The following is a 23,936-nucleotide window of genomic DNA, read 5'->3' on the forward strand; positions in this document are numbered from 1 at the left end:
AACCCGTTCATTATGTCTTGCGACGCAAAGCGCCAGGTTAATTGTTATTGTTGCTGAGCCGGCGCCGGAGTGCCGCCATTGCTCATGCCGGGCATGGAATGACCATCATGCTGCATGTCCATTCCGGGCATGTTCTGCATGCTGTTGCCATCGGCGCCAGCGGGCGCTTCCGTAGCCGGGGCTGCGGCCGCCGGTTCGACGGTACCTTCCTCGGCATGGCGGTTGTCGTATGTCAGCTTTTCACGATTTTCTTCGCTTTCCTTGCCGCCGCCGCCCATCATGTCGATGTGCATCATCTCGCTCGCGCACATCTTGCCGGGCGTGGCGCACATGTTGAGAATCGCGTCGTAAAGATCGGCATCGGCGCCGGCGTAGTAGCGCACCGGCTCCTTCTCGCTCGGCTTTTCGAGCTTCAGATAGGCGTCGCGGTTGAGCATCGTGCCGCGCTGCTTGACCTGCGCCACCCAGGCATCGAAGCCCTCCTGGTTCAGGCCGTGGAACTTGAAGCGCATGTGCGAGAAGCCTTCACCGCTGTAATTTGCGGAGAAGCCGTCATACTCGCCTTCCTTGTTGATGACGGCGTGAAGTCTCGTCTGCATGCCGGGCATGGCATAGACTTGGCCGGCGAGGGCGGGGATGAAGAAGGAGTTCATCACCGAAGAGGCGGTGATCTTGAAGTCGATCGGCACGTCGACGGGAGCTGCGAGCTCGTTGACCGTCGCAATGCCGAGGTCGGGATAGAAGAATAGCCATTTCCAGTCGAGCGCCACGACCTCGACGGTCAGCGGCTTGGTATCTGCCGGAATGGCACGGTCCGCATCAATACGGTCGAGCGGGCGGTAGGGATCGAGCTTGTGCGTGGAAATCCAGGTGACGGCGCCAAGCGCGATAATGATGGCGAGCGGCGCCGACCAGATCACGATTTCGAGGCGCGTGGAATGATGCCATTCGGGCGCGTAGTCCGCGTCCGTATTGGAGCGCCGGTAGCGCCAGGCGAAAAACAGTGTGAGGAAGATCACCGGAATGATGATCAGCAGCATCAGCACCGTGGAGACGATGATGAGGTCACGCTGTTGGGTGGCGATATCGCCCGAAGGCGACATGACCACCAAGTTGCATCCTGCCAAAAAAAACAGCGGCAAGATTAATAGAAGGCGGGAAAACTTCTGCAGTTTTGGCACGTCTCTAAGCTCTTTTTGTTTCGTTCGATTGCCGACTAAAGCACTGGCACGATGAGCGATATGAGGTCTTTGGTCGCAGTGCAACATGCATTTTGCACCGCGGGAGAAGTCAGCTTCCACGGCGCCCACAAATCCTGATAAAAGTCAGAAGGAAATTTTTCCGGCGCCGCCTCGTGTATAGCTGAAAAGCGTGGCCTTGCCCAATAAAACTCTGGAATAGGTTGGCATAGGTATCACGCGATTTTTCCATCGCATCGATTTTTGAGAATTCGGCGTCAACTATTTGCGCAACAAGGACTTGATAAGCTGCAAATATGGAACAAGATCAGCTTGAGGTGCTTTGCAAAAGGCACCTTAAACGAGGGAGGCGTTTCATATGGCTACTGCTACACATTTAGGACCATCATCTTCATCGCTGGAGCGGGATGCGCGGCGCATTCACGGTGACAAGCCGGTTTCGCCCGGCAGCATCGCGATCGGCGTGGTGATCGGTCGCATGTCGGAGTTTTTTGATTTCTTTGTTTACGGCCTCGCATCCGTTCTCGTCTTTCCGCAGCTCGTCTTTCCCTTCGCGCCGGACCGGCTGACGGCCACGCTCTATTCTTTCGCGATCTTCTCGCTGGCCTTCCTCGCCCGTCCCGTCGGCTCCGTCGTCTTCATGACGATCGACCGTTTGTACGGGCGTGGCACCAAGCTCACCATTGCGCTTTTCCTGCTCGGCGGCTCGACGGCATCGATCGCCTTCCTGCCGGGCTATGATGAAATCGGCTACTGGTCGATTGCGCTATTGGCGCTCTTCCGGCTCGGGCAAGGCTTTGCCCTCGGCGGCGCGTGGGATGGCCTTGCATCGCTGCTTGCTCTCAATGCGCCGCCGAATCATCGCGGCTGGTATGCAATGATCCCACAGCTCGGCGCACCGATCGGCTTTGCGCTGGCGAGTATCCTGTTCGGCTATTTTGTCGCCAACCTCTCCCCGGAAGACTTCCTCTCATGGGGCTGGCGTTATCCGTTCTTCGTCGCCTTTGCGATCAACGTCGTTGCGCTCTTTGCCCGCCTTCGGCTTGTCATGACCAAGGATTTCGGCACGCTCTTGGAACAGCATGAGCTTGAAGCAGCACCAATCCTCGAGGTGCTGCGTGTCCACGGCCGCGATATCCTGATCGGCGCTTTCGTGCCGCTTGCAAGCTTTGCGATGTTCCACCTCGTCACCATCTTCCCGCTCGGCTGGATGAGCCTTTACGGCAACCAGCGGATCGGCGCCTTCATGGTGGTGCAGGTCATCGGCGCCGTGGTCGGCTTCGTTGCCATCATTGCCTCGGGTGTGATCGCTGACCGCATCGGCCGGCGTAAGCAGCTTGCGATCTGCGCTGTGCTGATTGCGATCTTTAGCTTCATCGGCCCGTTCCTGATTGGCGCCGGCAACACCGGTCATGACGCCTTCCTCATCATCGGCTTCGGCGTGCTCGGCCTTTCTTTCGGCCAGGCGACCGGCTCGATCTCATCGCGCTTCGGCCGCGGCTATCGCTACACCGGTGCGGCCTTCACCTCCGACCTTGCCTGGCTGATCGGCGCCGGCTTTGCACCGCTGGTGGCGCTCAGTCTGTCGAGCCAGTTCGGCCTGCCCTTCGTTGGCTACTACCTGCTCTCGGGCGCAATCTGCACGCTGGCGGCTCTTGCTTTCAGCAGGGCGCTAGAGCAGCGTGAGTAGCGCATAGGCATAACAAAAAGGCCCGCCTGATTTCCGAGGCGGGCCTTTTTGTTTGGGATCTATTTTCGGACTTTACTGTGCCATCTGCGGCTGCTTGGCAGCGCGCGCGGCAGTCAGTTCGGCAGTCGTGTGGTTGAGACGGTCGGCGAGCACGCGCATGATCTCCACGGCCATTTCCGGGAAATCGCTCAGAAGCTTGAGGAAATGTTCCTTGCTGATGCGCAGGACTTCGAGCGGCGAGGTAGCGCGCACGGTCGCGGTACGCGAGACGTCGCAGAGAATGGCAATTTCGCCCACGATGGAATTGACCTCAACATCGGCGACCTTGATTTCGCCGGCAGGTGAGGAAACGATAATATCGGCGGTCCCTGACAGTACGACATAGGCGGCGTCGCCGACATCGCCCTGACGGAACAGGTTCTGGCCGGCGTTGTAGGTCATACGGTCGGAGGTGAAGGCCAAGAGCTTGAGTTTCGCCGGTGCGATCCTCGAGAAGATCGGCACCCGCCGCAGCATTTCGACTTCATCTCTCAACAGCATGAGCGTTACTACCCCCTGCCGCATGGTCCTTGATCATGCGCTAAAAACCAACTTCAAGCGCCTTGCGAGCGCCGTATCTGCCGCCCCAATAGAATATTACGATAACAGTTCCTTGAACATCCCGTTTTTCTCGGAAAGTTCCGGATAGTTGCCAGCCTCGGCAAGATCGCCACGATCGAAGAGCAGAATGCGATCGAAGATTTCTGCAAGCTTGGCGTTGGACAACACCCAGATGATCGCCGGGCGCTTGCCTTCCTCGTGCAGGCCTTCGATGATGTTGTGGGTGATCTGGTCCTGGATGCGCTGGTCGAGCGCCGGGATCGGCCGGTTGAAGATGAAGTAGTCGGAGCGCTTGAGCAGGGCGCGGGCGAGATTGAGCTTCTGCCGTTGCACCCCCGTCAGCCGCTTGCCGCCGGAGCCGACGTCAAATTCGAGCCCGATCGACAACACGTCGTCATAGAGATCGAGCGCATCGAACAGTTCACCCATGATGAGGCGGATGCGGTCGGAGGCGTCGGCCTGCTGATAGGCGATGCGGCCGAAGAGCACATTGTCCATCAGGCTCGCGGAGGCCGTGAAGCGGCTGATGTCGTAACGCTCGATCAGCTCGGCGAGATCGTCGGGGATGTTCTGGTGGAACTGCTTGCGGGCGCTGACGATCTTGTCCATCAGCGCCTGGGTCAAGAGACCGAAGCGATGCCGAGGTTCGATATAGGCGAAGCTCAGGCGGATGATGCTTGCCCGGTCTTCCGGCGTCGCATCCTCGAAGCGCTTGCCCTGCAGCTTCTGCAGCAGCGCCTGATAGGTCGGAATGTCGTCCGCCGTCATGAAGGTGAGCTGCTGGAAGAAGGGATGGTCCGGCGGCAGATCGTGGAAAAGCTCCACCGCGTTCTCGGCGATTTCCAGGCCCATGGCATAGAGATCTGTGCTGAGCCCGGTATCGCGGAAGAGCTGTTGGAAATAGGGATGGCCGGCAAGCCGGCGGTTGTTCATCAGCGGCCGCTTCATCGTGCCGAAGAGCAGGTTTTCGCCGACAGTCGCCTGCGTGTTGTAAGCGTCGAAATCGAAGGGCACGACGATGGCGTCGAGGTTTTCCCCGGCAAGCCGCTCGCGCAGCGATGTCCGAAGCTTGACGATTTGGCTGCCGAGGGCAGTATGAACCTCGGTGTTGACGGTGGAACGCAGTGCCAGATCCAGAATGTCCTGCGACATCATGACGGCGTCGAGCACCGGCCGGATCGCCTTCAGCAGGTCTTCAGGCCCTTTTGCGCCGGCAGCATCGTAGTCGACCCAGTCGCTGTTGAGATCGAGGGTCGGATTGCCGGCCTTCTGCGATTCCGCCACATGCCATTTATATTCCTGCGCAGCCTTGCCGTCATATTCGGGCTCTTTCATCGGAGCATGCTTGAGGCCGTAGACCAGATTGTCACGGAGCGTGCCATGGAAGAAATAGCTTTCGGCGGACGCATAGGAAATGCGCCGGCCAGTGATCGATTCCGGCAGATCCAGCAGGTCCTGTCCGTCGATGGTGATGCGGCCGGAATCCGGCCAGACGAGACGGCCGAGCGCTTCGGCGAAGGCTTCAGCGCCGCTGCCGTTCGGCCCAACGATCGCAACCGTCTCGTTCGGTTTGATCTCGACCGAGACGTGGTCGACGAGGCGGGCGCCGCTGTCGTCACTGACAGAGAGGTTTGTGACGACGAAGGCACTCGTCAGCGGCGCGACCGGCGCCGTTGCCAGCTCCTGGATGCGGCTGTCGATCAGCGGCTCGACATTGAACTGCTCGTAGACCTGCGCATATTTGACCTGCACGTCCTGGCGCATCTGGTCCCAGTCGATCAGTTCCTTCAGCGGGCCGGGCAGGTCCTTGTAGGCGGAAATGACGGCGACGAGCTGACCGATGTCGAGCCGGCCCTGCAGAGCCAGATAGCCGCCGATCGCGTAGAAGAGGAAGGGCGTGACCTGGGCGAGGAAGTTGTTGATGAACTTGACCAGGAACTTCCACTGATAAAGATCGTAGCGGATCGAGAAGATGCGGCCGAGGCGGGTAGCGATATCGGCGCGCTCGAAGTTGGAGGTGTCGTTGCCGTGGATCGTGCCGATGCCGTCAACGATCTCCCCCACGCGCCCCGAAAGTTCACGCGCGGTCAGCTGCCGCTGACGGCCGAGTTCCAAGAGACGCTTGCGCATGCGGGGAATGACGATCGCCTGCACGCCGACGATGCCCGCCGCGATCATGCCGAGCCAGAAATTCTGGATGATGATGAAGGCAAGCGCGGTGATCGCCTGGCCGCCGAGCAGGGCGGGCGAGACGAAGGCGTCGCCCGTGAAGCCGCCCATCGGCTCCACCTCGTCCTTGATCATGGTGGCGATCTCGGCCGATTTCACCCGCTTGAAATGGGCGGGCGGGAAGCGCAGCACACGATCGATAAGCTCGAAGCGGATGCGGCGCAGCATGCGTTCGCCGAGCCGGCCCTTGTAGGTATTGATATAGAACTTGAAGAGGCCGTTCAGCACCACCAACGCCAGGAAGACGAGGCTCAGTGCCATCAGCATCTGGAAGCGGTTGAGCTCCAGGCCCTTGAAGAATTCGACATGACCGATCAGCGGAATGTCGTAGGCGATGTGCATGAAGGTCTGTCGCGCACCCGGCCCTTCGAAGCCGTCACCCTGAATAGGTCCGTTGACGATCTGCTTCGGCAGGTCGAAGGACAGGAAGTAGGGCACCATGGAAGCTGCGACGACCAGCAGAATCCAGAGCTGCTGCAGCCGCGTGTTCTTCCAGATGTAGCGCGCGAGGCTTTTTTCCATGGCTAACCGTCAGACTGTGGGGAAAGTCCGGACAGCGATCCTGCTGCTGGGAAAGGGGGAATCTCCGAGTACAGGACCATGCAGTCAGACCGCCGATATCGCAACGAAAACAAGGCGGAGCGGACTGATGTCGAAACGCCGATTCTCGCCGGAAATTTTCTTATATCACATGAATTTTAGAATAGGCGAGGGTTTCAGCGGATCATTGAACGAATGATGGCGGCACTTTTTGCGGCTCCGTCGAGATCGAGGGAAATGGCCTGACGCAGTGGGGCGGCAAGTGCCCGTTCGATCGCTGCTTTGACATCGTCGAGGGTCAGCCCCTGCTCCGGCAGGATCTCGGCAAGGCCGAGCGCCTGCAGCCGTTCGGCGCGCACAGTCTGTTCCGTTTCACCGGCCGCTACGAAGGGGATGAGGATCGAGCGGCACTGGGTGCGCAGGAGATCACCCACCGTATTGTAGCCGGCCTGCGAGATCGAGACTTTGGCGCCGCGCAGCAGCGAGGGGAAATCCTTGCGGAACCGTACCAGTGTGACATTGGCAGGTGCATCTTCCGACAATGCGGAAAAATCGGCTGCGGGAAGGTTGGGGCCGGTAATCAGCAGCCAGCTGATATCGGCAGACATGAGTGCGGCCGCATCGCGTGCGGCGCGGAGCAACTCCAGCCCGACGGCGCCGCCACCGGCCGAAGCGATGATGTCGAATGTCTCGGATGGTTCCGGCGCGGGTGAGGGAGCAACGAGACCGGTATAGCGCAGCCGGTCGGCGATCTCAGCTGTCAGCGGGAAAGTATCTTCCAGGCGCACGAAGTCAGGATCGCCATGGACGAGCACGGCGTCGAAATGCTCCTTGACGAGCTTGACGGTTTCCTCGTCGCGACCGGGCTTGCGGTTTTCCTGCAGGATGTCGCGCACCGAACTTAAAAGCTTCGGGCGTGGGCTGGCCTTTTCGATCGCCTCGAGCAATGGCAACAGTTCGAAGCGCATCTGCCGGCGTCCGAAAGGAAAAGCCTCGATGATGACAACGTCAGGCTTTTCCTCGTCGAAAGCTTTGAGAAGCAGGTCGCGGCGATTGGAGAGGAATTCCTCGTCGGCCGGCTTTCCATCGGCATTAGCAAGGCCGGAAAAGCCGATATTGCTGGCGACGACCGGCGGCAATTCGACCGTTCTGACACCCTCGCCCGGAAAGCCCGGCACGGGCAGGCCGCCGGTAACGACCGTTACCTCGAAATCGTCCTTCACCAATGCACTGGCGATACGGCTCGCACGTGCAATATGGCCGATGCCGAGCAAATGCTGGACATAAAAGAAGATGCGGGGAACCGTCATGAGGTCTTCTGCCATTCTGCCTCGAACAGGCCGCTCAACTGCCGGATGCTGGAGTGATAATCGAAATGGCCGCGCACGCGCTCCTCGGCCGCGTCGCCCAGCCGCTTGCGCAGATCGGGATCGCGGATTGCCGTCTCGAGTGCTTTTGCAAGAGCGGCCGGATCTTCCGGCGGCACGACCAGACCGTTCTCGCCGTTGCTCAGCAATTCCGGTACGCCTGAGACATTGGTGGAGAGACAGACGAGCCGCTGACTGGAGGCTTCGACCAACACATTGGGCAGTCCGTCGCGGTCGCCATTGGCGGCGATGCGGCAGGCGAGCGCGAAGAGATCGGCGCGGCGATAGTGCTCAAGCACATCCTCCTGCGCCAGCGCGCCTTTCCAGGTGATGCGCTCGGCAACACCGAGTTCAGCCGCAAGTTTCTTCAGCTTGGAAAGCTCCGCGCCGCCACCGATATGGTCCATGCGCCAATTCAGTTCTTTCGGTAGCAGGGCAAGGGCGCGCAACAATACGTCATAACCCTTCTTTTCCACCGCGCGGCCGACGCTGAGGATGAAGGCAGGGTCGGCGGGATCGCTGCCATCGCGGTTCGAGCGCTTGCCGGCGAAATGGCCGAAGCGGGCAAGGTCGAGGCCGTGATAGCTCAGATGTACCGCATCTTTGCGGCCGGTCAGCGCTTTCATATGCTCATAGCCACTGCGGGTGCAGGTCACGGCCCAGCGCGCGCTTCCAAGCTTCTGGCCGAGGTCCCAGTCGGGCGAGGTCCAGATATCCTTGGCATGGGCCGAGCAGGTCCAGGGCGTGCCGGTCAGAATGCTCGCATATTCCGTCACGGAAGCCGGCGTGTGGATGAAATGGGCATGCAGCCACTCGCCGTTGTCGGGCCATTCGCGCGCCAATACCAGCGCCTGGCCGAGCCTGCGGAAACGGTTGCGGGAGATGTCGCGCGGCAGATCAGCGAAGAAACGCTTCATCAGCGCACCGAAGCCTGGTTTCGAAAAACCGGCGAAAAGGCCCTTCAGCACACGGATCGGCTCTTCGTGCAGATATTCCGGCAGATAGACGACGCGCGCCTTGATCTCATCGTGGACAGGATGACGCTTCTTGTCGGTCGGCCGGCGCATGGAAATCAGCGTCAGGTCGAAGCCGGCCTTTTCGAGGCCGAGCAATTCCTGGGCGATGAAAGTTTCCGAAAGGCGGGGGTAGCCTTTCAGCACAACGAGAATCTTGCGGCGTGGCGGCAAAGGATGGCTCTTTATTCTGCGCCGACGAGGGAAAGGTGGCGTCCGCGGCTGTCCAGCCATGTGCCGACGGTGCGGGAAATATGATCCAGCCCTTCGAGGTGCATGTTGCAGCCGCTCTTCGACGGCGGCAACCGCGAGGGCAGGCGCTTCAGCGTCTCCGCCATGACGGAGGGGTCGGCCGACTGCTCGGGCAGCAGCATGTCGATGAGGCCGAGTTCGCTGGCGCGGCGGGCGCGCAGAAGCTGCTCCTCACGCGGGGCGACACGCGGCACGATGAGCGCCGGCTTGTCGAAGGAGAGGATCTCGCAATAAGTATTATAGCCACCCATGGCGACGACGGCAGTCGCGCCGTCGATCAATTCTTCCATGTGATTGTCGAACTCGATTACCTCGATATAAGGAATCTTCTCCCCTTTTTTGACCAGCTTTGCACGTTCGGCCGCCGGCATGTAGGGGCCGAGCACGACAAGCGCCTTCTGCGTCAGCGACTCGTCGGCCTCATAGGCGTTCATGACGTCGTGAACGAGATCGGAGCCGTCACCGCCGCCGCCGGTCGTTACCAGAATATAGTCATCCTTGCGGGCATTCAGAGAGTTCTTGCCCTTGGAGACGCTACGCTGCAGGAAACCGACGAAATCCATCTTGCGACGCACCCCTGGGGGCACGTCTAGGCCGACAAGCGGATCGTAGAAATCCGGCGGCCCATAGACCCAGATGCTGTCGTAATACTGGTCGATCTTCTGCATGACGCTGTTTCTCTTCCACTCGGCTTCAAGCAGATGCGGTGCGTCCATGATCTCGCGCAAACCGAGCACTAGCGTGGTGCCGCGCGACTTCAGATAGGCGAGCGTTTCCTCAATCTCGCCCTTCAGGCCCATCGGCTCCTTGTCGACGATGAAGATATCGGGCTGGAAGGTTTCGGCGGTGTGACGAATGCTCGATTCGCGCATCTTCAGCGTATCCTGAAGATCTATATGGCTGGCGAGCGACGTATATTCACCGTTGCGAAGCTTGATGACGCTCGGGATCTTCACGAAATCGACTCGGGCGCGGTAATCGAAGGCGCCGGCAATCGTCGCGCCTGAAATGATGAGGATGTTCAGGCCGCGATAATCCTCGACGAGGGCATGGGCGATCGTGCGGCAACGGCGCAAATGGCCGAGACCGAATGTATCGTGGCTGTACATGAGGATGCGTGCATCTTCGAGGCGTCTGGCCATGTGGGTGCCCTCTGAGGTGGACGACATACTTCTACCACCCCCGTAAATCGGAGGCCACGAGGCGGCGGACGCGAAGCACCCCGCCGAACTCGACGTTATTTGTAGGGATCTGCCGCATCGCGCAAGCCATCTCCCAGAAAATTGAACGCCAAAATCACCAGCACTACCGGAACGATCGGGAACAACAGCCACGGATAGAAGGCGATGACGCTTACGCTCTTGGCCTCTGTCAGCAGGATACCCCAGCTGGTGATGGGCGGCCGCAGGCCGAGGCCGAGGAAGGAAAGCGCCGTCTCACCGAGGATCATACCCGGGATGGAGATGGTGGCGGATGCGATGAGATGCGACATGAAACCGGGCACGAGATGGCGGCCGATGACACGGGGGGTGCTGGCACCCATGAGCTGGGCTGCCTGGACATAATCCTCCTCGCGCAGCGCCAGAAGCTTGGAGCGCACGGCGCGGGCGAGACCTGTCCAGTCGATGATGCCGAGAATGACGGTGATGCCGAAATAGATGACGATCGGGCTCCAGGTCACCGGCATGATGGCGGCAAGCGCCATCCAGAGCGGCAGCGAGGGCAATGATTGCAGCACTTCGATCAGCCGCTGCACGATGAGGTCGAAGATGCCGCCCCAGTAACCGGCAAGGCCGCCGATGACGATACCGAGCACAAAGCTGATGGAAATGCCGATCAGCCCGATGGTGAGCGAGATGCGCGCGCCATAAAGAATGCGCGAAAGCACGTCACGGCCAAGGCGGTCGGTACCGAGCAGGAACATCTGCCCGCCGATTGCCGGACAAACGAGATGATAATTGGAGGCCACAAGTCCCCAGAACTTGTAGCCATCGCCACGGCAGAAGAAGCGGATTGGCTGGATGTCGTTCTGATTGTCGGTATAGAGACGGTGCAGGGTGTCGATATCGAGCGTCATCTGCCGGCCATAGACGAAGGGGCCGACGAAATTGCCCTGGCTATCGAAAAGGCGGACGCGCTGAGGCGGCGAATGGATGAAATCGACGTTGCGGGTATGCAGCCCGTAAGGCGCCAGAAACTCGACGATCAGGATCATCAGATAGACCGCGGCAAGGAAAATGCCGGATGCAAGCGCCAGCTTGTGGCGCTTGAACTTCCACCACATGAGCTGCTTCTGCGAGGCGAGGTGGATACGAGACTGCGCAGACGTCATCGTCTCCGTTGCGATCGGATCGAACGGGGCGGTCGAAACATAATGCGGCAGCGGTGCACCGGGTGCGGGTAGGGGCGACATTATTTGGTGCTCCTGCCTTGCAGACGGATGCGGGGATCGAGAAAGCCGAGCGCGATATCGGAAATCAGCACGCCGATGACGTTCAGGAAAGCGAGGAACATCAGGAACGAACCGGCAAGATACATGTCCTGGCTCTGCAGCGCCTTGATCAGCATCGGCCCTGTTGTTTCCAAGGACAGCACGATGGCGACGATCTCGGCGCCTGATATGATCGACGGCAGGATCGAGCCGATATCGGCAACGAAGAAGTTGAGCGCCATGCGCAGCGGATATTTGACCAGCGCGCGCACCGGATGCAGTCCCTTGGCGCGTGCCGTCGTCACATATTGCTTCTGCATCTCGTCGAGCAGGTTGGCGCGCAGGCGGCGGATCATGCCGGCGGTACCCGCCGTGCCGACGATGATGACCGGGATCCAGAGATGCGCGAGGATGGACTGCGCCTTAGCCCAGCTCATCGGCTCGTTCAGAAATTGCTGGTCCATCAGATGGCCGATGGAAAGCCCGAACCAGACATTGGCGAAATACATCAGGATCAGCGCCAGCATGAAGTTCGGGATGGCGATGCCGAGCAGGCCGAGAAAGGTCAGGCCGTAATCGCCCCAGCTATATTGATGGGTTGCCGAATAGATGCCGATCGGGAAGGCGATCAGCCAGGTGAGAAGGATGGTCGTGAAGGAGACGAGGATCGTCAGCCACAGGCGGTCGCCCACAACGTCGGAAACTGGCAGCTGATATTCGAAGGAATAGCCGAAATCGCCATGCAGCATGCCCCCGACCCAGAAGAAGTAACGCACGATCTCCGGCTGATCGAAGCCGTATTGATGGCGCAGCTCCTCGATTTCCTGCAGGTTTGCGGTCTCGCCCTGGGCGCGCAGTTCGGCGATCTGGCTTTCGAAGAAGTCACCCGGCGGCAGTTCGATGATGACGAAGACCAGCGCCGATATCACGAGCAGGGTCGGCACCATGGCGGCGATACGCCAGAGGATATAGCGGATCATCGCTCAGGCCTCCTTGAACCAGAAGGTATCAGGCATGTAGACACCGAGGAAGGAGGTAGGATCGAAACCGTAGAGCGCGTGCTCCGGCACGTTCTGCATTTTGGCGGATCTGAGGATCGGCTGCAGCGTGCTGTTGATGAGGCCGATCGAAAAGACCTGCTGGGTATAGAGGGACAGCATCTTGTGCCAGATAACCTCACGCTCTTCCGTTGTAGCACTTGCGCCCCACTGGTTCAGGAGATCCACAAGCTCGGCCGCCTCCGGCAGATCGGGCGCTTTGCCCTCCTGACCGGCCGAAAGATAGTACATGCCCCAGAGCGGCCATTGAAGCTGGTCATCCAGAGTAGGTGCTAGTCCATAGGGAGACATGTCGGCGGTCGGCACGCCGTTATCCAGCCCGTACCAGATCGACATCATGATCGAACCGCTCATGGCGCGATTGCGGAAGACGTCGCGCTGCGAGGTGCGGGTGAAGAGCGCCAGACCGATATTGGCCCAGTGATCGTGCACGAGTTCCAGAACGTCCGTGTCGAGATTGCTCTCGCCGGCTGTCTCGACGGTGATCTCGGCGCGGCGTCCATCAGGCAGCAGGCGGATGCCATCGCTGTCGCGCTTGTCGAGGCCGAGTTCGTCGAGCAGCTTGTTGGCGGTGTCAGGATCGAAATTCACATAGGCGTCGGCATATTCCTGCTTGAAGAGCGGGCTTTCGGGCAGCACCGTATCGGCACTCGCCTTGCCGAGACCGTAGAAGGCCACCATGTTGATCTCATGCCGGTCGATCGCCAGCGACAAGGCCCGGCGGAAGCGCACGTCGCGAAAGAGCGCGCGCCAGGCTTCGTCGGCGACATTGAGGTTTGGCAATAATGTGATGCGCGAGCCGCGCGCCATCTTCCATAGTTCGACTTTCACCGGGAAGCGCTTTTCCGCCTCTTTCAGGAAAGTGTAGTCGTTGAAGTCAATGCCGGTCGCCTGCAGGTCGGATTCGCCCGCACCCGCCTTGGCAGCGATGATCGAGGAGGATGAGACGTTGAGGATGAAGCGGTCGAGATAGGGCAGCTGCATGCCGTTCTCGTCCACGCGGTGGAAGAACGGATTGCGCTCGAAGACGAACTGATCGGCCGGCGGAGCCGTGCGGTTTTTCCAGGGATCGAGCGTCGGCAGATCGGGATTGTTGGGCCGGGAAGCGAGGGCCATCTTGATGTGCAGATCGGCCCACTTCTTGGCGCGGTTCTTTTTCATCAGCTCTTCAAGCTTGGCCTTGTCCTGAAAGCCCTTGTGGAACTGTTTCAGGTAATGGCCTGGGCCATAGATGACGAGCGGCAGAGGTCCGGCAAGCGCCGACAGGAAAACCGGGTTGGGCTTGTCCCAGGTGTAGCGCACGGTCAGCTCGTCGAGTACTTCGAAGCGCGGCAGGGAGCCGTGCGGACGCAGCTCCAGCGCACCGCCGCCGGGCGTCAGTTCCTTGTTGAGGATGACTTCTTCCCACCAGTAGCGGAAGGCTTCGGCCGTGAAGGGATGCCCGTCAGACCACCTGTGTCCGTCGCGCAGGTAAAAGGTAAAGACTGTGTCATTCTCTGAGGTGAAGTCCCGCAGGATATCGGGTTGAAACTGCAGCTTCGTGTCGTAGCCGACCAGCCGCGAATAGCCGTAGACCGTCATGTAGCGGATATCGCGTACACCGCCGATGATGGTGCGCACAGTGCCGCCATAGGTGCCGGGTACACGGCCCATGTCCTTGAGATTGACGATACGCGGCTCGGTCGGAATTCGCTCGGCCATTGGCGGCAGACTGCCGTCAGCGACCCTGGCCTTCAAAATTTCCGGCTCGGCGACCTGCTGGGCCCGCAGTACCGAAGGCGCGATGACCGAGCCGATCAGGCCGCCGAGAAAGATACGGCGCGTCACCATCAGACCAGCTCCTTCGCATCGGCGCCCTTGCGGGCGCGCACCAGATGGCCGCCGCCGAGATCGGCATAAGCGAGTTCGGAAGCGTCATCGTGGTCCGCCCGGAAGACAGGCCCCCAATTCTGCTTATCGGCCGCTCCGTTTTCCTGCAGCGCCTTGAAGTCGAGCGGCCGGTCGAGATCCGGGAAGGGAACGGCGGCGAGCAATGACTTCGTATAGGGGTGAACCGGATTGCGCAGGATGATCTCACGCGGGGCGATCTCGACGATACGGCCCTTGCACATGACGGCGATGCGGTCTGCCATGTAGTCGACGACTGCGAGATTGTGCGAGATGAACAGATAAGTCAGCCCCAGTTCTTTCTGCAGATCCTTCAGAAGGTTGAGGATCTGCGCCTGCACAGACACGTCGAGGGCCGAGACCGGTTCGTCGAGGATGACAAGCTTGGGGCCAAGGGCGAGCGCGCGGGCAATCCCGATGCGCTGGCGCTGGCCGCCGGAGAAGCTGTGCGGATAGCGGTTGAGATAGCGCCGGTCGAGGCCGATCGCGCCCATGAGCGCCTCGACCTTGGTCTTGCGCTCGGCGCTGTTGCCACGATCGTGGATTTCGAGTGGCTCGCTGAGGATATTGCGCACAGTCATGCGCGGCGAAAGCGAGGAAACCGGGTCCTGAAACACCATCTGGATCTTGGTGCGCAGGTCCTGCAGTTCCGACCCCTTGACGGAGAGGACGTCGATGACATCCTTGCCGTCGTTGAAGACGACCGCGCCGCTGTCAGGCGTGATCGCGCGCATGAGAATCTTGCTGACGGTCGTTTTGCCGCAGCCGGATTCGCCGACGAGCCCCAGACATTCGCCGCGGCGGATATCGAAGCTGACGTCGTCGACAGCGTGCACGACCGTGGCTTCCTGGCCGCCGAAGAAGCTGCGCTTGCGTGTCTTGTAGGTCTTGGAAAGGTTGGCGACGGAAAGGAGCACGCCGGGCGCTTCCTTTTCGACCGGCTTCTTCTTGCCGATCAGCGATTCCAGGTTGACCGGAACCTCGCGCAGCGCTTTCAGCCGCTCGCCCGGCTTCATGTCGAAATGCGGAACCGCGGCCATCAGGGCCTTGAGATAGGGATGTTGCGGATTGCGGAAGATTGCCTCGACCGGGCCGGCTTCCATGATCTCGCCGTGATAGATCACCACCACTTCATCGGCCATATTGGCGACGACCCCGAGATCGTGGGTGATGAGCAGCATGGCCATGCCAAGCTTGGCCTGCAGGTCGCGCAGCAGTTCGAGGATCTGGGCCTGGATCGTCACGTCGAGCGCGGTGGTCGGCTCGTCGGCGATCAGGAGCGCCGGCTTGCAGATCAGCGCCATGGCGATCATCGCGCGCTGGCGCATGCCGCCTGAAAGCTCGAACGGATACATGTCGTAGGTGCGCTTCGGATTGGAAAAGCCGACGAGGCCAAGCATTTCCTCGGTGCGCTCGCGCGCTTCCTTCTTGTCGGCGTTCGTGTGGATCAGCAAAACCTCGCTGATCTGATTGCCGACCGTGTGGAGCGGCGAGAGCGACGTCATCGGCTCCTGGAAGATGGTCGCCATGCGGCGGCCGCGCAGGTCGCGCATCTCGGCGCTATCACGTGACAGGGAGAGAATATCGGTCGCCTTGCCATCCAGCGGGTCGGTAAACAGGATGCGGCCGCTCGCATGGGCCGGTGCCGGCAGGATGCCCATGATCGACTGGCTGATAACGGATTTGCCGGAGCCGCTTTCGCCAACGAGGGCAGTCACTTTCCCCGGCAGGATGCGGAGATTGGCTTCCTTTACGACACGCAGCCGGTCGCCGAAAACGGAGAAGGCGACGTCCAGATTCTCAATACGCAACAGATCGGCTGCAGACGCCATACCAACGAAATTCCCCAGTCCTTTGTGTTCCCGTTAAGGCACACTATCGTACCGTAAACGGGGTGTCTAGTTGATGACAGGCATGGGAAAAAGCAGCGCATGGCGCCTGTTTTCCAAGGCGCTTGATGCGAGGGTTCTCATATACGGTGCAGCGGCTAAAGCGGCTGCAATGTTCGCGCGTGATTACTGAATGAATTTTTCGATCGGCGTACGTTTTACCTGTTTCTTGTCGCGGTGAAGCATGATGACCTGTTCGGCTTCCGAAAGGCCGTTCTGAACGGATTCGCGGAAGCCTTCGTCGACATGGAGGCCGGATGCCGGCGCCCGCGGCTGCAGCACCGTCACCTTCTGGCGGATGCCGCGCAGCTTTTCCTCGCCGAGCGTGATCCATTCGCCGCCGCAATAGCCGGCGAAGGCCTGGCTCGCGACGACCTCGCGGCTGTATTTCTTGGTCAGCACCTGCAGGCGCTGCACCTCGTTTACTGCAGAGCCGAAGGCGGAGAAGGTAAGGCGATCCTTCAGGCCGACATTGCCGAACATGACGTTGCCGACATGCAGGCCGATGCCGTAGCCGATCTTCGGAAGGCCCTTCGCCTCGCGATCCTTGTTCAGTTCGGCAACCCGCGCCTGTGCATGATGCACTGCGGAGAGCGCTGCCTCGCAGGCGATTTTGGACGGGTCCTTGTGGCGACCGCAGGGATAGACCGCCAGGAAGCCATCGCCGAGGAAGCTCAGGATTTCGCCGCCATTGCGGTTGAAGGGGGCGGCGATCGCGTCGAAGAACTGGTTGAGCGTATCGATATAGGCCTGCCGGCCTTCCTTCTCGGCATACATAGTCGATTCGCGCATATCCGCCATGACGAGAGCGGCACGGATCGTCTCACCGTCACCACGGCGAACCTGGCCGTTCAACACGCGTTTGCCAGCATCGCCGCCGAGATAGGTTGTCAGCATATTGTTGGCGAGCTTGGCAAGCACCGCCATCTTGGCGGCGACCGCCAGGTGGTTCTGCATGCGCAGCAGCGCGTCGATCATGTCGTCGGAAAAACCGACCGGGCTGTCGGTCGACCATGAACCCATCATGCCCTGTACCGAGCCGTCACCGAACGGCTGCACGAAGGCGAGGTAATCGGTGATTTTTTCCTGCCGCAGATCCTCGAAAATCGGGAATTCACTCGGGCCGTCAGGCATGATGCGGCGGCGGATATGCTGCAGATTGTTGTCGAGAAGATGGAAATAGGGGCTCTGCAGGAAACGATCCGGCTTCTGGCCGGCCGGCATGCGGAAGCCCTCGATGGTCACGCCGCTCGCGCGCTTCCAGGTGAAGCTCAGCGCGTCGTAAAGCGGATGCAGCATGGAGAAGGTCAGGTGCACGCGCGCGAGTGGCAGGCCGGCGGCCGCAAGCCGCTCGCAGAAACCGCGCACGATGTTTTCAAGGTCGTCACCGGCCAGCGAAGAATTCGTCAGCCATTCAGCAACTCGGTCCAACAAAATGGAGGATACGCTGGATTCGATCGTGCTCATTCTTGGTATTATCCTCATGTCGCACGTCCATCCCGAAAGGCAAAAGCAGCCCGGACCTGCCCATTCACGATGAGCAGATCACAAAAAAATCAGGATGTACGAGCGGTATTATCGTGTCAACGATTGCCGATAGCCGGCTTTGACACCCGCCGGCTTCCGACCTCCTGGAAACGGGCGAGCAATCTTCGCAAAGTAGTTCATTATCATTTGCCTAAATAGGCACGCTGAAAGTGCGAAACAATGGGATTCGGATTTTTTTGTGCGTCCCGGTTGCTGGGATAGGCGACCTCGGGTCATTTCCGCCACACCCGGCTCATGAATCAAAGGCGCGGCACGGTCAGGTGCTGCGAAAGCGCCGGGTTTAATTTGCCGCGATCATGCATTAGATCAGCGTTCGGATTCACTTTTTGCAAGAGGCATGGCCTTGGACGCACGCTCTTCCACTTTCGAGACGCTTTCAAAGAAGATCGAGGCCCGCACCGCACGTGCCGGCATCATCGGCCTTGGTTATGTCGGCCTGCCGCTGGCGATGGCTGTCGCGCGCAGCGGCTTTACTGTGACCGGCTTCGATATCGATCCGAAGAAGATCGTGGCACTGGATGCCCGCCGCTCCTATATCGATGCGGTGACGAATGAGGCGCTGACGGCCGAGATCGATGCGGGGCGTTTCTCCTCGACGACCGATTTCGCCAGCCTTTCGGATTGCGACGTGATCGTCATCTGCGTGCCGACGCCGCTCACCAAACATCGCGATCCCGATCTTTCCTTCGTGGAAGCGACGTCGCGGTCGATCGCCGCCCATCTGCGGCCGGGCCAGCTCATCGTGCTGGAATCGACAACCTATCCCGGTACGACCGATGATATCGTAAAGGTCATTCTCGAAGGGACCGGGCTGAAATCCGGTTCCGACTTCTTCGTCGGTTTCTCGCCGGAGCGCGAGGATCCCGGCAACCAGCATTACCACACCGCGACGATCCCCAAGGTCGTTGCAGGCGACGGCACGCAAGCCCTGTCGCTGATGAAATCTTTCTACGGTGCTGCCGTCTCGACCGTCGTCCCGGTATCCTCCAATGCGACGGCGGAAGCGGTCAAGCTCACCGAGAACATCTTTCGCTCGGTCAATATCGCACTCGTCAACGAGCTGAAGACCGTCTATGCGGCAATGGGCATCGATGTCTGGGAAGTCATCGACGCCGCCAAGACCAAGCCGTTCGGCTATATGCCTTTCTATCCCGGCCCTGGTCTCGGTGGTCACTGCATTCCGATCGACCCTTTCTACCTCACCTGGAAGTCGCGTGAATACGAACTGCCGACCCGCTTCATCGAGCTTGCCGGCGAAATCAATTCGGCGATGCCTCGCTATGTCGTCGGCAAGCTGGCCGAGGCGCTGGATATTCGTGCCGGCAAGGCGCTCAGCCGCTCACGCGTCCTCGTGCTTGGCCTCGCCTACAAGAAGAACGTTGCCGATATCAGGGAAAGCCCGTCGCTGCGTCTGATTGAAATCATCGAGGAGCGCGGCGGCAAGGCGGATTATCATGACCCCTTCGTCGCGGAGATTCCGCCGACGCGCGAATATCAGGCGCTGAAGGGCCGGAAATCCGTTGATCTGACGCCGGAAGCCATTGCGGGATACGACGCGGTTCTCATCGCGACCGATCACGACATGATCGACTATGCGGCTCTTTCGAAGAGCGCCAGACTGATTGTCGATACCCGAAACGTCTTCAGCCGGCTCGGCCTTACGGCCGATCACATCATCAAGGCGTAACGAGTACGCCGGAAAGCTGCTTGCCGGTGATCTGGCTGGCGGCGACGGCGTAACCGCCGGCAGCGCCATCGATGAAGTGCATGTGGTCGCGCGACAGCGGCGTCGGCACGAAGCAGGTCATCAGTGCCGATGACTGGCGGTGCAGGCCGTAGCGCGCCACGCCTTTTTCCTGTGCTTGCTTCAGCAGCGTCTCGATGCGGACGAGGTGGGCTGCGTCGACGTCGATGGTCATCTTCAGCCCGTCGTCGAATTTGCGGAAATCCGAGTTGCCCGAGACGTCCTGTTTGTAACGGCGGGCGTTGAAGTGGGCGAAGGTGATGCCGAATTTGTGCAGGAAAACAGTCAGGCCGATCTGCAGGAGGATGAAGAGCTTCTGGCGCAGGCGTTTGCCCTCAGGTGCGGTGGCATTCGCCTCCCGATTGATGCCTTTCATCGAGAAGGCAAGTTCGGGACCGTCTTCCGGCACAGGATGGCCGCTGCGGTTCTGCTCGGCTGTGATGGAAACGATGCCGGCAACGAGAGCCTGAAATTCCGGGCCGGGACCATCTTCGCCGGGCACGGCGATAATCGAGATGATCTCGCCGTTGCGGGCCTCGATCGGGCTCCAGCGACAGGAGAGGCCGGCCAGATCCGGCCGGGTGCCAGGTGCGGCCTTTTCGACGCCGTAGCGGCCCATCTTCATGTTCTTCTCCGCCCAACTCGTGCCACCGCCTGAGAACATCGCATAGGTGACATAGGGGCTGGCCGAATAGCGGGCGACGCGCACATCAAGGCCTTCCGCGCGGATATCGGCAATCGGCACGATGGCGATGCGCAGATCGAGGTCAAGATCCTCCTTCACCCAGACCTGCGTTGCGGCAAGTGCTGCGCGCGCTTCCTTCTCAAGCGAAGCGGGCAAGGCGATCAGCGCGCCGTCGCCGCCGAAAACGAAGGGATAGTCGCCCTTGCCGACGGCATTAAGCACCGCGGAAATGACGCTGGCGCCAGCCATGTTGACGTCCTTATAGCGCCCGCCAACGATTGCCTTTGTCGAGCCGACGATATCGGCCATTGCCAGCACCCACCCTTCGGGCAGCGGCTGATAATTGCTTTCGTCGGTCACACCTTCGAAATCGGTGAAGACCGGCACGTTGGCGAAGAATGCGTCGTTGGACATCTCGTTCATGAGGCCGAGTTTATCACAGACCCGTGTTGCCGCTGCAACGGCAATTTGCGTTTCCGGCAATCGACTTACACTGCATCGATATGGTAGCACCACTGACATATTTTATGACGGACAGGACAAGATGAGCCGCCTCGACAGCTTCATTCGCCGATTGACGGCTCAACGCGATATTCTCAATGCCATCATCGATCTGGTGGAAGAGGTGAAGGGGCCGGTGCTCGAATTCGGTCTCGGCAATGGCCGCACCTACGACCATCTGCGCGAGCATTTTCCCGACCGCCGCATCATCGCCTTCGATTGGGAAATACGCTCCTATTCCGCCTCCACGCCGCTGGCCGAGAATATGGTAACGGGCAATATCCGCGACACCGGCCAGGCATTCCTCGGGGTCAATGCCGCGCTCGCCCATGCCGATATCGGTACCGGCCATGACGAGATCGATGCCGTGACGCTGACCTGGCTGCCGCAATTGATGGCTGGCGTGCTTACCCATCGCGGCATCGCCGTCAGCGGCCTGCCGCTGGAACATCCCGAGCTTTTGCCCCTGCCTCTGCCTGGCGGCATCAAGGAAGGGCGCTATTTTCTCTACCGCAGGAAATAATCCCGGCTTATGAAGCGCAGGAATAGGGCGTAGCCGAGAGCGCGGCAAATTTTGCCTCGAAGTCGGCCGCGATTTCGTCCAGCGTCACGCTGCCCAATCGCCGCAGGAGCAGGGCCTGTGCCTCCTTCATCGCATCCTCGAGAGCGGCATTCACGGCCTGTTCCACAAGGCATTTCGGCTGATCGTCGGCTGGGCCGATGGCGAAAAGATGCGGTTCGCCGATGGCGCGGTAGACATCGAGCAGGGTGATTTCCGACAACGGACGCACCAGCGTCCAGCCCCCGCCATGCCCCTTTTCGGAACGGACGTAGCCCTGTTCGCGAAGGCCGGCCATGGTGCGGCGGACGACGACGGGATTGGTGTTCAGCATCTTTGCAATCATTTCGGAGGTCGCCGAATGCTCATGCCGATCCATGTGGATCAGCACGTGCAGCATGCGTGAAAGGCGGCTGTCATTGCGCATGAGATTCTATTCCTGTCGATCGAATGGCCATTATCACAAGCGGATCGTAACAAGACAAGTAACATGATGCTTGACTGTTGCGTTTCATGTAACTTATGTTGCTTCATGATTAGGGCGGCGTCAAAGGAGGGTTTCATGTCATTCGAGGTCATCGTCATCGGCGGAAATTTCGCCGGCCTATCCGCGGCCATGCAGCTTGCCCGGGCGCGGCGCAGCGTTCTGCTGATCGATGCAGGCGCGCCGCGGAATCGGTTTTCGCAGGCGTCACATGGCTTCCTGGGCCAGGACGGCCAGACGCCGACGGCGATCATGCGGGAGGGAAAGCGGCAGCTTTCGCTTTATCCGACCATCACCATTCGCGACGGGGAAGTTGTTCAGGCTCGTGCCGATGGCGACGAATTCGTCATCGGCATCAAGGGCGGTGACGAAGAAAGAGCCGCGCGGATCGTCCTCGCAACCGGCATAAGCGACACGCTGCCTGATATCCCGGGCCTGCGGGACCGATGGGGCCGCTCCGTGCTGCACTGCCCCTATTGCCACGGTTATGAGGTGAGCGGCGGCAAGCTCGGTGTTCTCGCAAACCATCCGCATTCGGCACATGCGGCCATGCTGATTCCCGACTGGGGAGAGACAACCTATTTCACCCAAGCGCTGTTCGAGCCCGACGAAGAGCAACTCGCAGGGCTGACTGCTCGCGGTGTACGGATCGAGCGCAGTCCTGTCGTGGAATTATTGGGCGACAATCCCGAGCTTGAGGCCGTTCGCCTCGCCGATGGCCGGGTCGTGCGGCTAAACGCTGTGTTCGTTGCTCCGAAAACGGCGATGGCGAGCCCGATTGCCGAACAACTTGGCTGTGTCTTCGACGACGGTCCGTTCGGCTCGCTCATCCGGACCGGCGATAACAAGGAAACCACCGTCAAGGGCGTCTTTGCCGCCGGCGATGCGGCAAGTGCCATGCACAACGCCACGCTCGCTTCCGCCTCGGGCGTGCTCGCAGGCGTGCACTGCCATCAATCGCTGGCAATGCAGTCTGTCCGATAGTTCCTCTTCGGTCTAAGGTAGGAACAGCACGTCATATTGATCGAATGCGCTCGGCAGATCGCGGACTTTCATCTCCTTCTCGCCGTCCTCGAAGATCACGAGGCAATCCTCGTAGAAGCCGGCGAGCGTGCGAATGAAGGCTTTCGTGCCCTCCTGGCCGTAAAAGAGCGGCGTGAATTCCATATAGAGAGGCGTGCGACGGGCAAGCAGTGGCAGCATCGAGCGGCAGGCAACCGGCTCATACCCCTCGATATCCATCCAGACGAGGCCGATGGCAGTCTGGTCGATACCGAGGCCGTCGAGAATGCCGGTCACGGACCGCACCGGGACGGTGATCTTCTGGTCGCTGGCGCTCTGGCGGATTGCGCTGCTCTTGCCGTGATTGGCGCTGTTCATAAAGAAGTCGATCTTGCCTTCATCTTCGCCGGCGGCGCAGTTGACGAGGCGCACCGCGTCGATAAGGCCGTTCTGGCGAATATTCTGTTCCAGAAGACGAAAATTGCGCGGGTCCGGCTCGACGCTGACGATCCCGGCAAATGCGCGGGCGAGCGCAAAATAGACTGTCTGTGTGCCGATATTGCCGCCGATCTCCAGCAGCATGCTGTCCTTCCTCAGCAGGCCGCGCTGGCGCAGGATCACGAGCAGCCGGTCGACTGCCTCGCGTTCGAAATGGCCCTTCCGGAAGACCTTGCGGCCGATATAGTCGGCGGGTGAAAAACTCATCAGATGATCGCCGGCATCGACGGTCATGGAGGTCACGCGCGGCCCGATATTCTCGATCAGCAGCCGGCGGCCGGTGCGGGTGTCAAAGAAACGTGTGGCCAGCGCATTGCGTGCCTTGCGCAAACTGCGCTTCCAATATTTGCCAGTAAGCCATGCTTGGCCGGACATTATTGTCTTTCCTTGAGCGGTTCGGCGGCTTTCTCTCTCGGAATGACGTAGACTTTCAAGGGGAGTGCCCGGCCACGCACATTGATTTCGCAACTTTCGATCGTTTCCGGATCAATGCCGGCGCGCATCGCGACCGGCTCGGAAATGACGATCGCAGCGTTGAGCTCCTTTGCCGCCGTCTCCAGGCGGCTTGCGACATTGACCGTATCGCCGACGGCCGTCAGGCTGCGTACGCGCCCATAGCCCATCGTGCCGACGACTGCCGGGCCAGTGTGGATGCCGATAACGATCTGCAGCGGCAAAGGCAGTTCGTCCGAAAGTTCGGCGGCGAGCTTTTCCACCTCGGCAACAATCGCGGTTGCGGCTGCCATAGGCTGCCGGCAGG

18 protein-coding genes and 1 pseudogene are annotated in these 23,936 nt (G+C 60.2%); 4 read left to right on the forward strand and 15 right to left on the reverse strand.

Going from position 1 to position 23,936, the window contains the following annotated elements; all coding sequences use genetic code 11:
- Positions 1-37: 37 nt before the first annotated feature.
- Positions 38-1,181: pseudogene (gene cyoA, locus PMI11_RS24685) on the reverse strand (ubiquinol oxidase subunit II).
- 376 nt (positions 1,182-1,557) lie between these two features.
- On the opposite strand from cyoA, the gene PMI11_RS24690 reads away from it, so the two are divergent.
- Positions 1,558-2,889 (forward strand): MFS transporter, encoded by a 1,332-nt coding sequence (locus PMI11_RS24690; RefSeq protein WP_007822620.1) that lies wholly within the window; start codon positions 1,558-1,560, stop codon positions 2,887-2,889.
- 72 nt (positions 2,890-2,961) lie between these two features.
- On the opposite strand, the gene PMI11_RS24695 is transcribed toward PMI11_RS24690, so the two are convergent.
- The 10 genes from PMI11_RS24695 to PMI11_RS24740 form a co-directional block, all read right to left on the reverse strand.
- Positions 2,962-3,429: a cyclic nucleotide-binding domain-containing protein gene (locus PMI11_RS24695; RefSeq protein WP_025669918.1), complete on the reverse strand. Its 468-nt coding sequence runs from the start codon at positions 3,427-3,429 to the stop codon at positions 2,962-2,964.
- A gap of 96 nt (positions 3,430-3,525) precedes the next feature.
- The gene (locus tag PMI11_RS24700) at positions 3,526-6,240 is read right to left on the reverse strand and encodes an ABC transporter transmembrane domain-containing protein (RefSeq protein WP_007822623.1); all 2,715 of its coding nucleotides are present in this window, start codon (positions 6,238-6,240) and stop codon (positions 3,526-3,528) included.
- 194 nt (positions 6,241-6,434) lie between these two features.
- Positions 6,435-7,568 (reverse strand): glycosyltransferase family protein, encoded by a 1,134-nt coding sequence (locus tag PMI11_RS24705; RefSeq protein ID WP_037072039.1) that lies wholly within the window; start codon positions 7,566-7,568, stop codon positions 6,435-6,437.
- Positions 7,565-8,812, reverse strand: a complete 1,248-nt coding sequence (locus tag PMI11_RS24710) for a glycosyltransferase family 4 protein (RefSeq protein ID WP_007822627.1) — start codon at positions 8,810-8,812, stop codon at positions 7,565-7,567. Before PMI11_RS24710 ends, PMI11_RS24705 begins: the two co-directional genes overlap by 4 nt.
- Positions 8,813-8,823: 11 nt before the next feature.
- The gene (locus tag PMI11_RS24715) at positions 8,824-10,032 is read right to left on the reverse strand and encodes a glycosyltransferase family protein (protein WP_007822633.1); all 1,209 of its coding nucleotides are present in this window, start codon (positions 10,030-10,032) and stop codon (positions 8,824-8,826) included.
- A 95-nt stretch (positions 10,033-10,127) separates the two neighbouring features.
- Positions 10,128-11,303 (reverse strand): ABC transporter permease, encoded by a 1,176-nt coding sequence (locus PMI11_RS24720; protein ID WP_007822634.1) that lies wholly within the window; start codon positions 11,301-11,303, stop codon positions 10,128-10,130.
- On the reverse strand, positions 11,303-12,301 hold the full coding sequence (locus PMI11_RS24725) for an ABC transporter permease (protein ID WP_007822635.1): 999 nt from the start codon (positions 12,299-12,301) through the stop codon (positions 11,303-11,305). Before PMI11_RS24725 ends, PMI11_RS24720 begins: the two co-directional genes overlap by 1 nt.
- A 3-nt stretch (positions 12,302-12,304) precedes the next feature.
- Positions 12,305-14,209 carry an ABC transporter substrate-binding protein gene (locus PMI11_RS24730; RefSeq protein WP_007822636.1) on the reverse strand — a complete coding sequence of 635 codons (1,905 nt, stop codon included), beginning with the start codon at positions 14,207-14,209 and terminating at the stop codon, positions 12,305-12,307.
- Positions 14,209-16,098 carry an ABC transporter ATP-binding protein gene (locus PMI11_RS24735; protein ID WP_007822637.1) on the reverse strand — a complete coding sequence of 630 codons (1,890 nt, stop codon included), beginning with the start codon at positions 16,096-16,098 and terminating at the stop codon, positions 14,209-14,211. The genes PMI11_RS24730 and PMI11_RS24735 overlap by 1 nt, the downstream gene beginning before the upstream one ends.
- Before the next feature lie 183 nt (positions 16,099-16,281).
- Positions 16,282-17,622, reverse strand: coding sequence for an adenylate/guanylate cyclase domain-containing protein (locus tag PMI11_RS24740; protein WP_007822639.1), 1,341 nt, complete (start codon positions 17,620-17,622; stop codon positions 16,282-16,284).
- 418 nt (positions 17,623-18,040) lie between these two features.
- Between PMI11_RS24740 and PMI11_RS24745 the strand changes: the two genes are divergently transcribed.
- Positions 18,041-19,390: a nucleotide sugar dehydrogenase gene (locus tag PMI11_RS24745; protein WP_037072041.1), complete on the forward strand. Its 1,350-nt coding sequence runs from the start codon at positions 18,041-18,043 to the stop codon at positions 19,388-19,390.
- Here PMI11_RS24745 and PMI11_RS24750 read toward each other — a convergent pair.
- The gene (locus PMI11_RS24750; RefSeq protein WP_007822642.1) at positions 19,380-20,555 is read right to left on the reverse strand and encodes a DUF3095 domain-containing protein; all 1,176 of its coding nucleotides are present in this window, start codon (positions 20,553-20,555) and stop codon (positions 19,380-19,382) included. The two genes, PMI11_RS24745 and PMI11_RS24750, sit on opposite strands and share 11 nt — an antisense overlap.
- Before the next feature lie 121 nt (positions 20,556-20,676).
- On the opposite strand from PMI11_RS24750, the gene PMI11_RS24755 reads away from it, so the two are divergent.
- On the forward strand, positions 20,677-21,156 hold the full coding sequence (locus tag PMI11_RS24755) for a class I SAM-dependent methyltransferase (protein WP_007822644.1): 480 nt from the start codon (positions 20,677-20,679) through the stop codon (positions 21,154-21,156).
- Between the two features lie 7 nt (positions 21,157-21,163).
- Here PMI11_RS24755 and PMI11_RS24760 read toward each other — a convergent pair whose 3' ends face one another.
- Positions 21,164-21,619: an Rrf2 family transcriptional regulator gene (locus PMI11_RS24760; protein ID WP_007822648.1), complete on the reverse strand. Its 456-nt coding sequence runs from the start codon at positions 21,617-21,619 to the stop codon at positions 21,164-21,166.
- A gap of 135 nt (positions 21,620-21,754) precedes the next feature.
- Between PMI11_RS24760 and PMI11_RS24765 the strand changes: the two genes are divergently transcribed.
- Positions 21,755-22,660, forward strand: a complete 906-nt coding sequence (locus PMI11_RS24765) for an NAD(P)/FAD-dependent oxidoreductase (protein ID WP_007822651.1) — start codon at positions 21,755-21,757, stop codon at positions 22,658-22,660.
- A gap of 12 nt (positions 22,661-22,672) precedes the next feature.
- Here the strand turns inward: PMI11_RS24765 and PMI11_RS24770 are convergent, their stop codons facing one another.
- Positions 22,673-23,551: an FkbM family methyltransferase gene (locus PMI11_RS24770; RefSeq protein WP_007822657.1), complete on the reverse strand. Its 879-nt coding sequence runs from the start codon at positions 23,549-23,551 to the stop codon at positions 22,673-22,675.
- Positions 23,551-23,936 (reverse strand): adenylate/guanylate cyclase domain-containing protein (locus PMI11_RS24775; protein ID WP_007822658.1); only part of this gene is annotated, 386 nt, incomplete at its 5' end. The genes PMI11_RS24770 and PMI11_RS24775, both read right to left, overlap by 1 nt.

Origin of the sequence: Rhizobium sp. CF142 (genome assembly GCF_000281145.1) — a bacterium.
Lineage (GTDB): Bacteria > Pseudomonadota > Alphaproteobacteria > Rhizobiales > Rhizobiaceae > Rhizobium.

Excerpts from the sequence above, each read along its gene's own strand:
- PMI11_RS24705 (WP_037072039.1), bottom strand. The coding sequence starts at position 7,568 with ATGACGGTTCCCCGCATCTTCTTTTATGTCCAGCATTTGCTCGGCATC.
- PMI11_RS24760 (WP_007822648.1), bottom strand. The coding sequence starts at position 21,619 with ATGCGCAATGACAGCCGCCTTTCACGCATGCTGCACGTGCTGATCCAC.
- PMI11_RS24765 (WP_007822651.1), top strand. The coding sequence starts at position 21,755 with ATGTCATTCGAGGTCATCGTCATCGGCGGAAATTTCGCCGGCCTATCC.
- PMI11_RS24740 (WP_007822639.1), bottom strand. The coding sequence starts at position 17,622 with ATGAGCACGATCGAATCCAGCGTATCCTCCATTTTGTTGGACCGAGTT.
- PMI11_RS24720 (WP_007822634.1), bottom strand. The coding sequence starts at position 11,303 with ATGTCGCCCCTACCCGCACCCGGTGCACCGCTGCCGCATTATGTTTCG.
- PMI11_RS24695 (WP_025669918.1), bottom strand. The coding sequence starts at position 3,429 with ATGCTGTTGAGAGATGAAGTCGAAATGCTGCGGCGGGTGCCGATCTTC.
- PMI11_RS24745 (WP_037072041.1), top strand. The coding sequence starts at position 18,041 with ATGGCCTTGGACGCACGCTCTTCCACTTTCGAGACGCTTTCAAAGAAG.
- PMI11_RS24700 (WP_007822623.1), bottom strand. The coding sequence starts at position 6,240 with ATGGAAAAAAGCCTCGCGCGCTACATCTGGAAGAACACGCGGCTGCAG.
- PMI11_RS24715 (WP_007822633.1), bottom strand. The coding sequence starts at position 10,032 with ATGGCCAGACGCCTCGAAGATGCACGCATCCTCATGTACAGCCACGAT.
- PMI11_RS24750 (WP_007822642.1), bottom strand. The coding sequence starts at position 20,555 with ATGAACGAGATGTCCAACGACGCATTCTTCGCCAACGTGCCGGTCTTC.
- PMI11_RS24725 (WP_007822635.1), bottom strand. The coding sequence starts at position 12,301 with ATGATCCGCTATATCCTCTGGCGTATCGCCGCCATGGTGCCGACCCTG.
- PMI11_RS24690 (WP_007822620.1), top strand. The coding sequence starts at position 1,558 with ATGGCTACTGCTACACATTTAGGACCATCATCTTCATCGCTGGAGCGG.
- PMI11_RS24770 (WP_007822657.1), bottom strand. The coding sequence starts at position 23,551 with ATGTCCGGCCAAGCATGGCTTACTGGCAAATATTGGAAGCGCAGTTTG.
- PMI11_RS24755 (WP_007822644.1), top strand. The coding sequence starts at position 20,677 with ATGAGCCGCCTCGACAGCTTCATTCGCCGATTGACGGCTCAACGCGAT.
- PMI11_RS24735 (WP_007822637.1), bottom strand. The coding sequence starts at position 16,098 with ATGGCGTCTGCAGCCGATCTGTTGCGTATTGAGAATCTGGACGTCGCC.
- PMI11_RS24730 (WP_007822636.1), bottom strand. The coding sequence starts at position 14,209 with ATGGTGACGCGCCGTATCTTTCTCGGCGGCCTGATCGGCTCGGTCATC.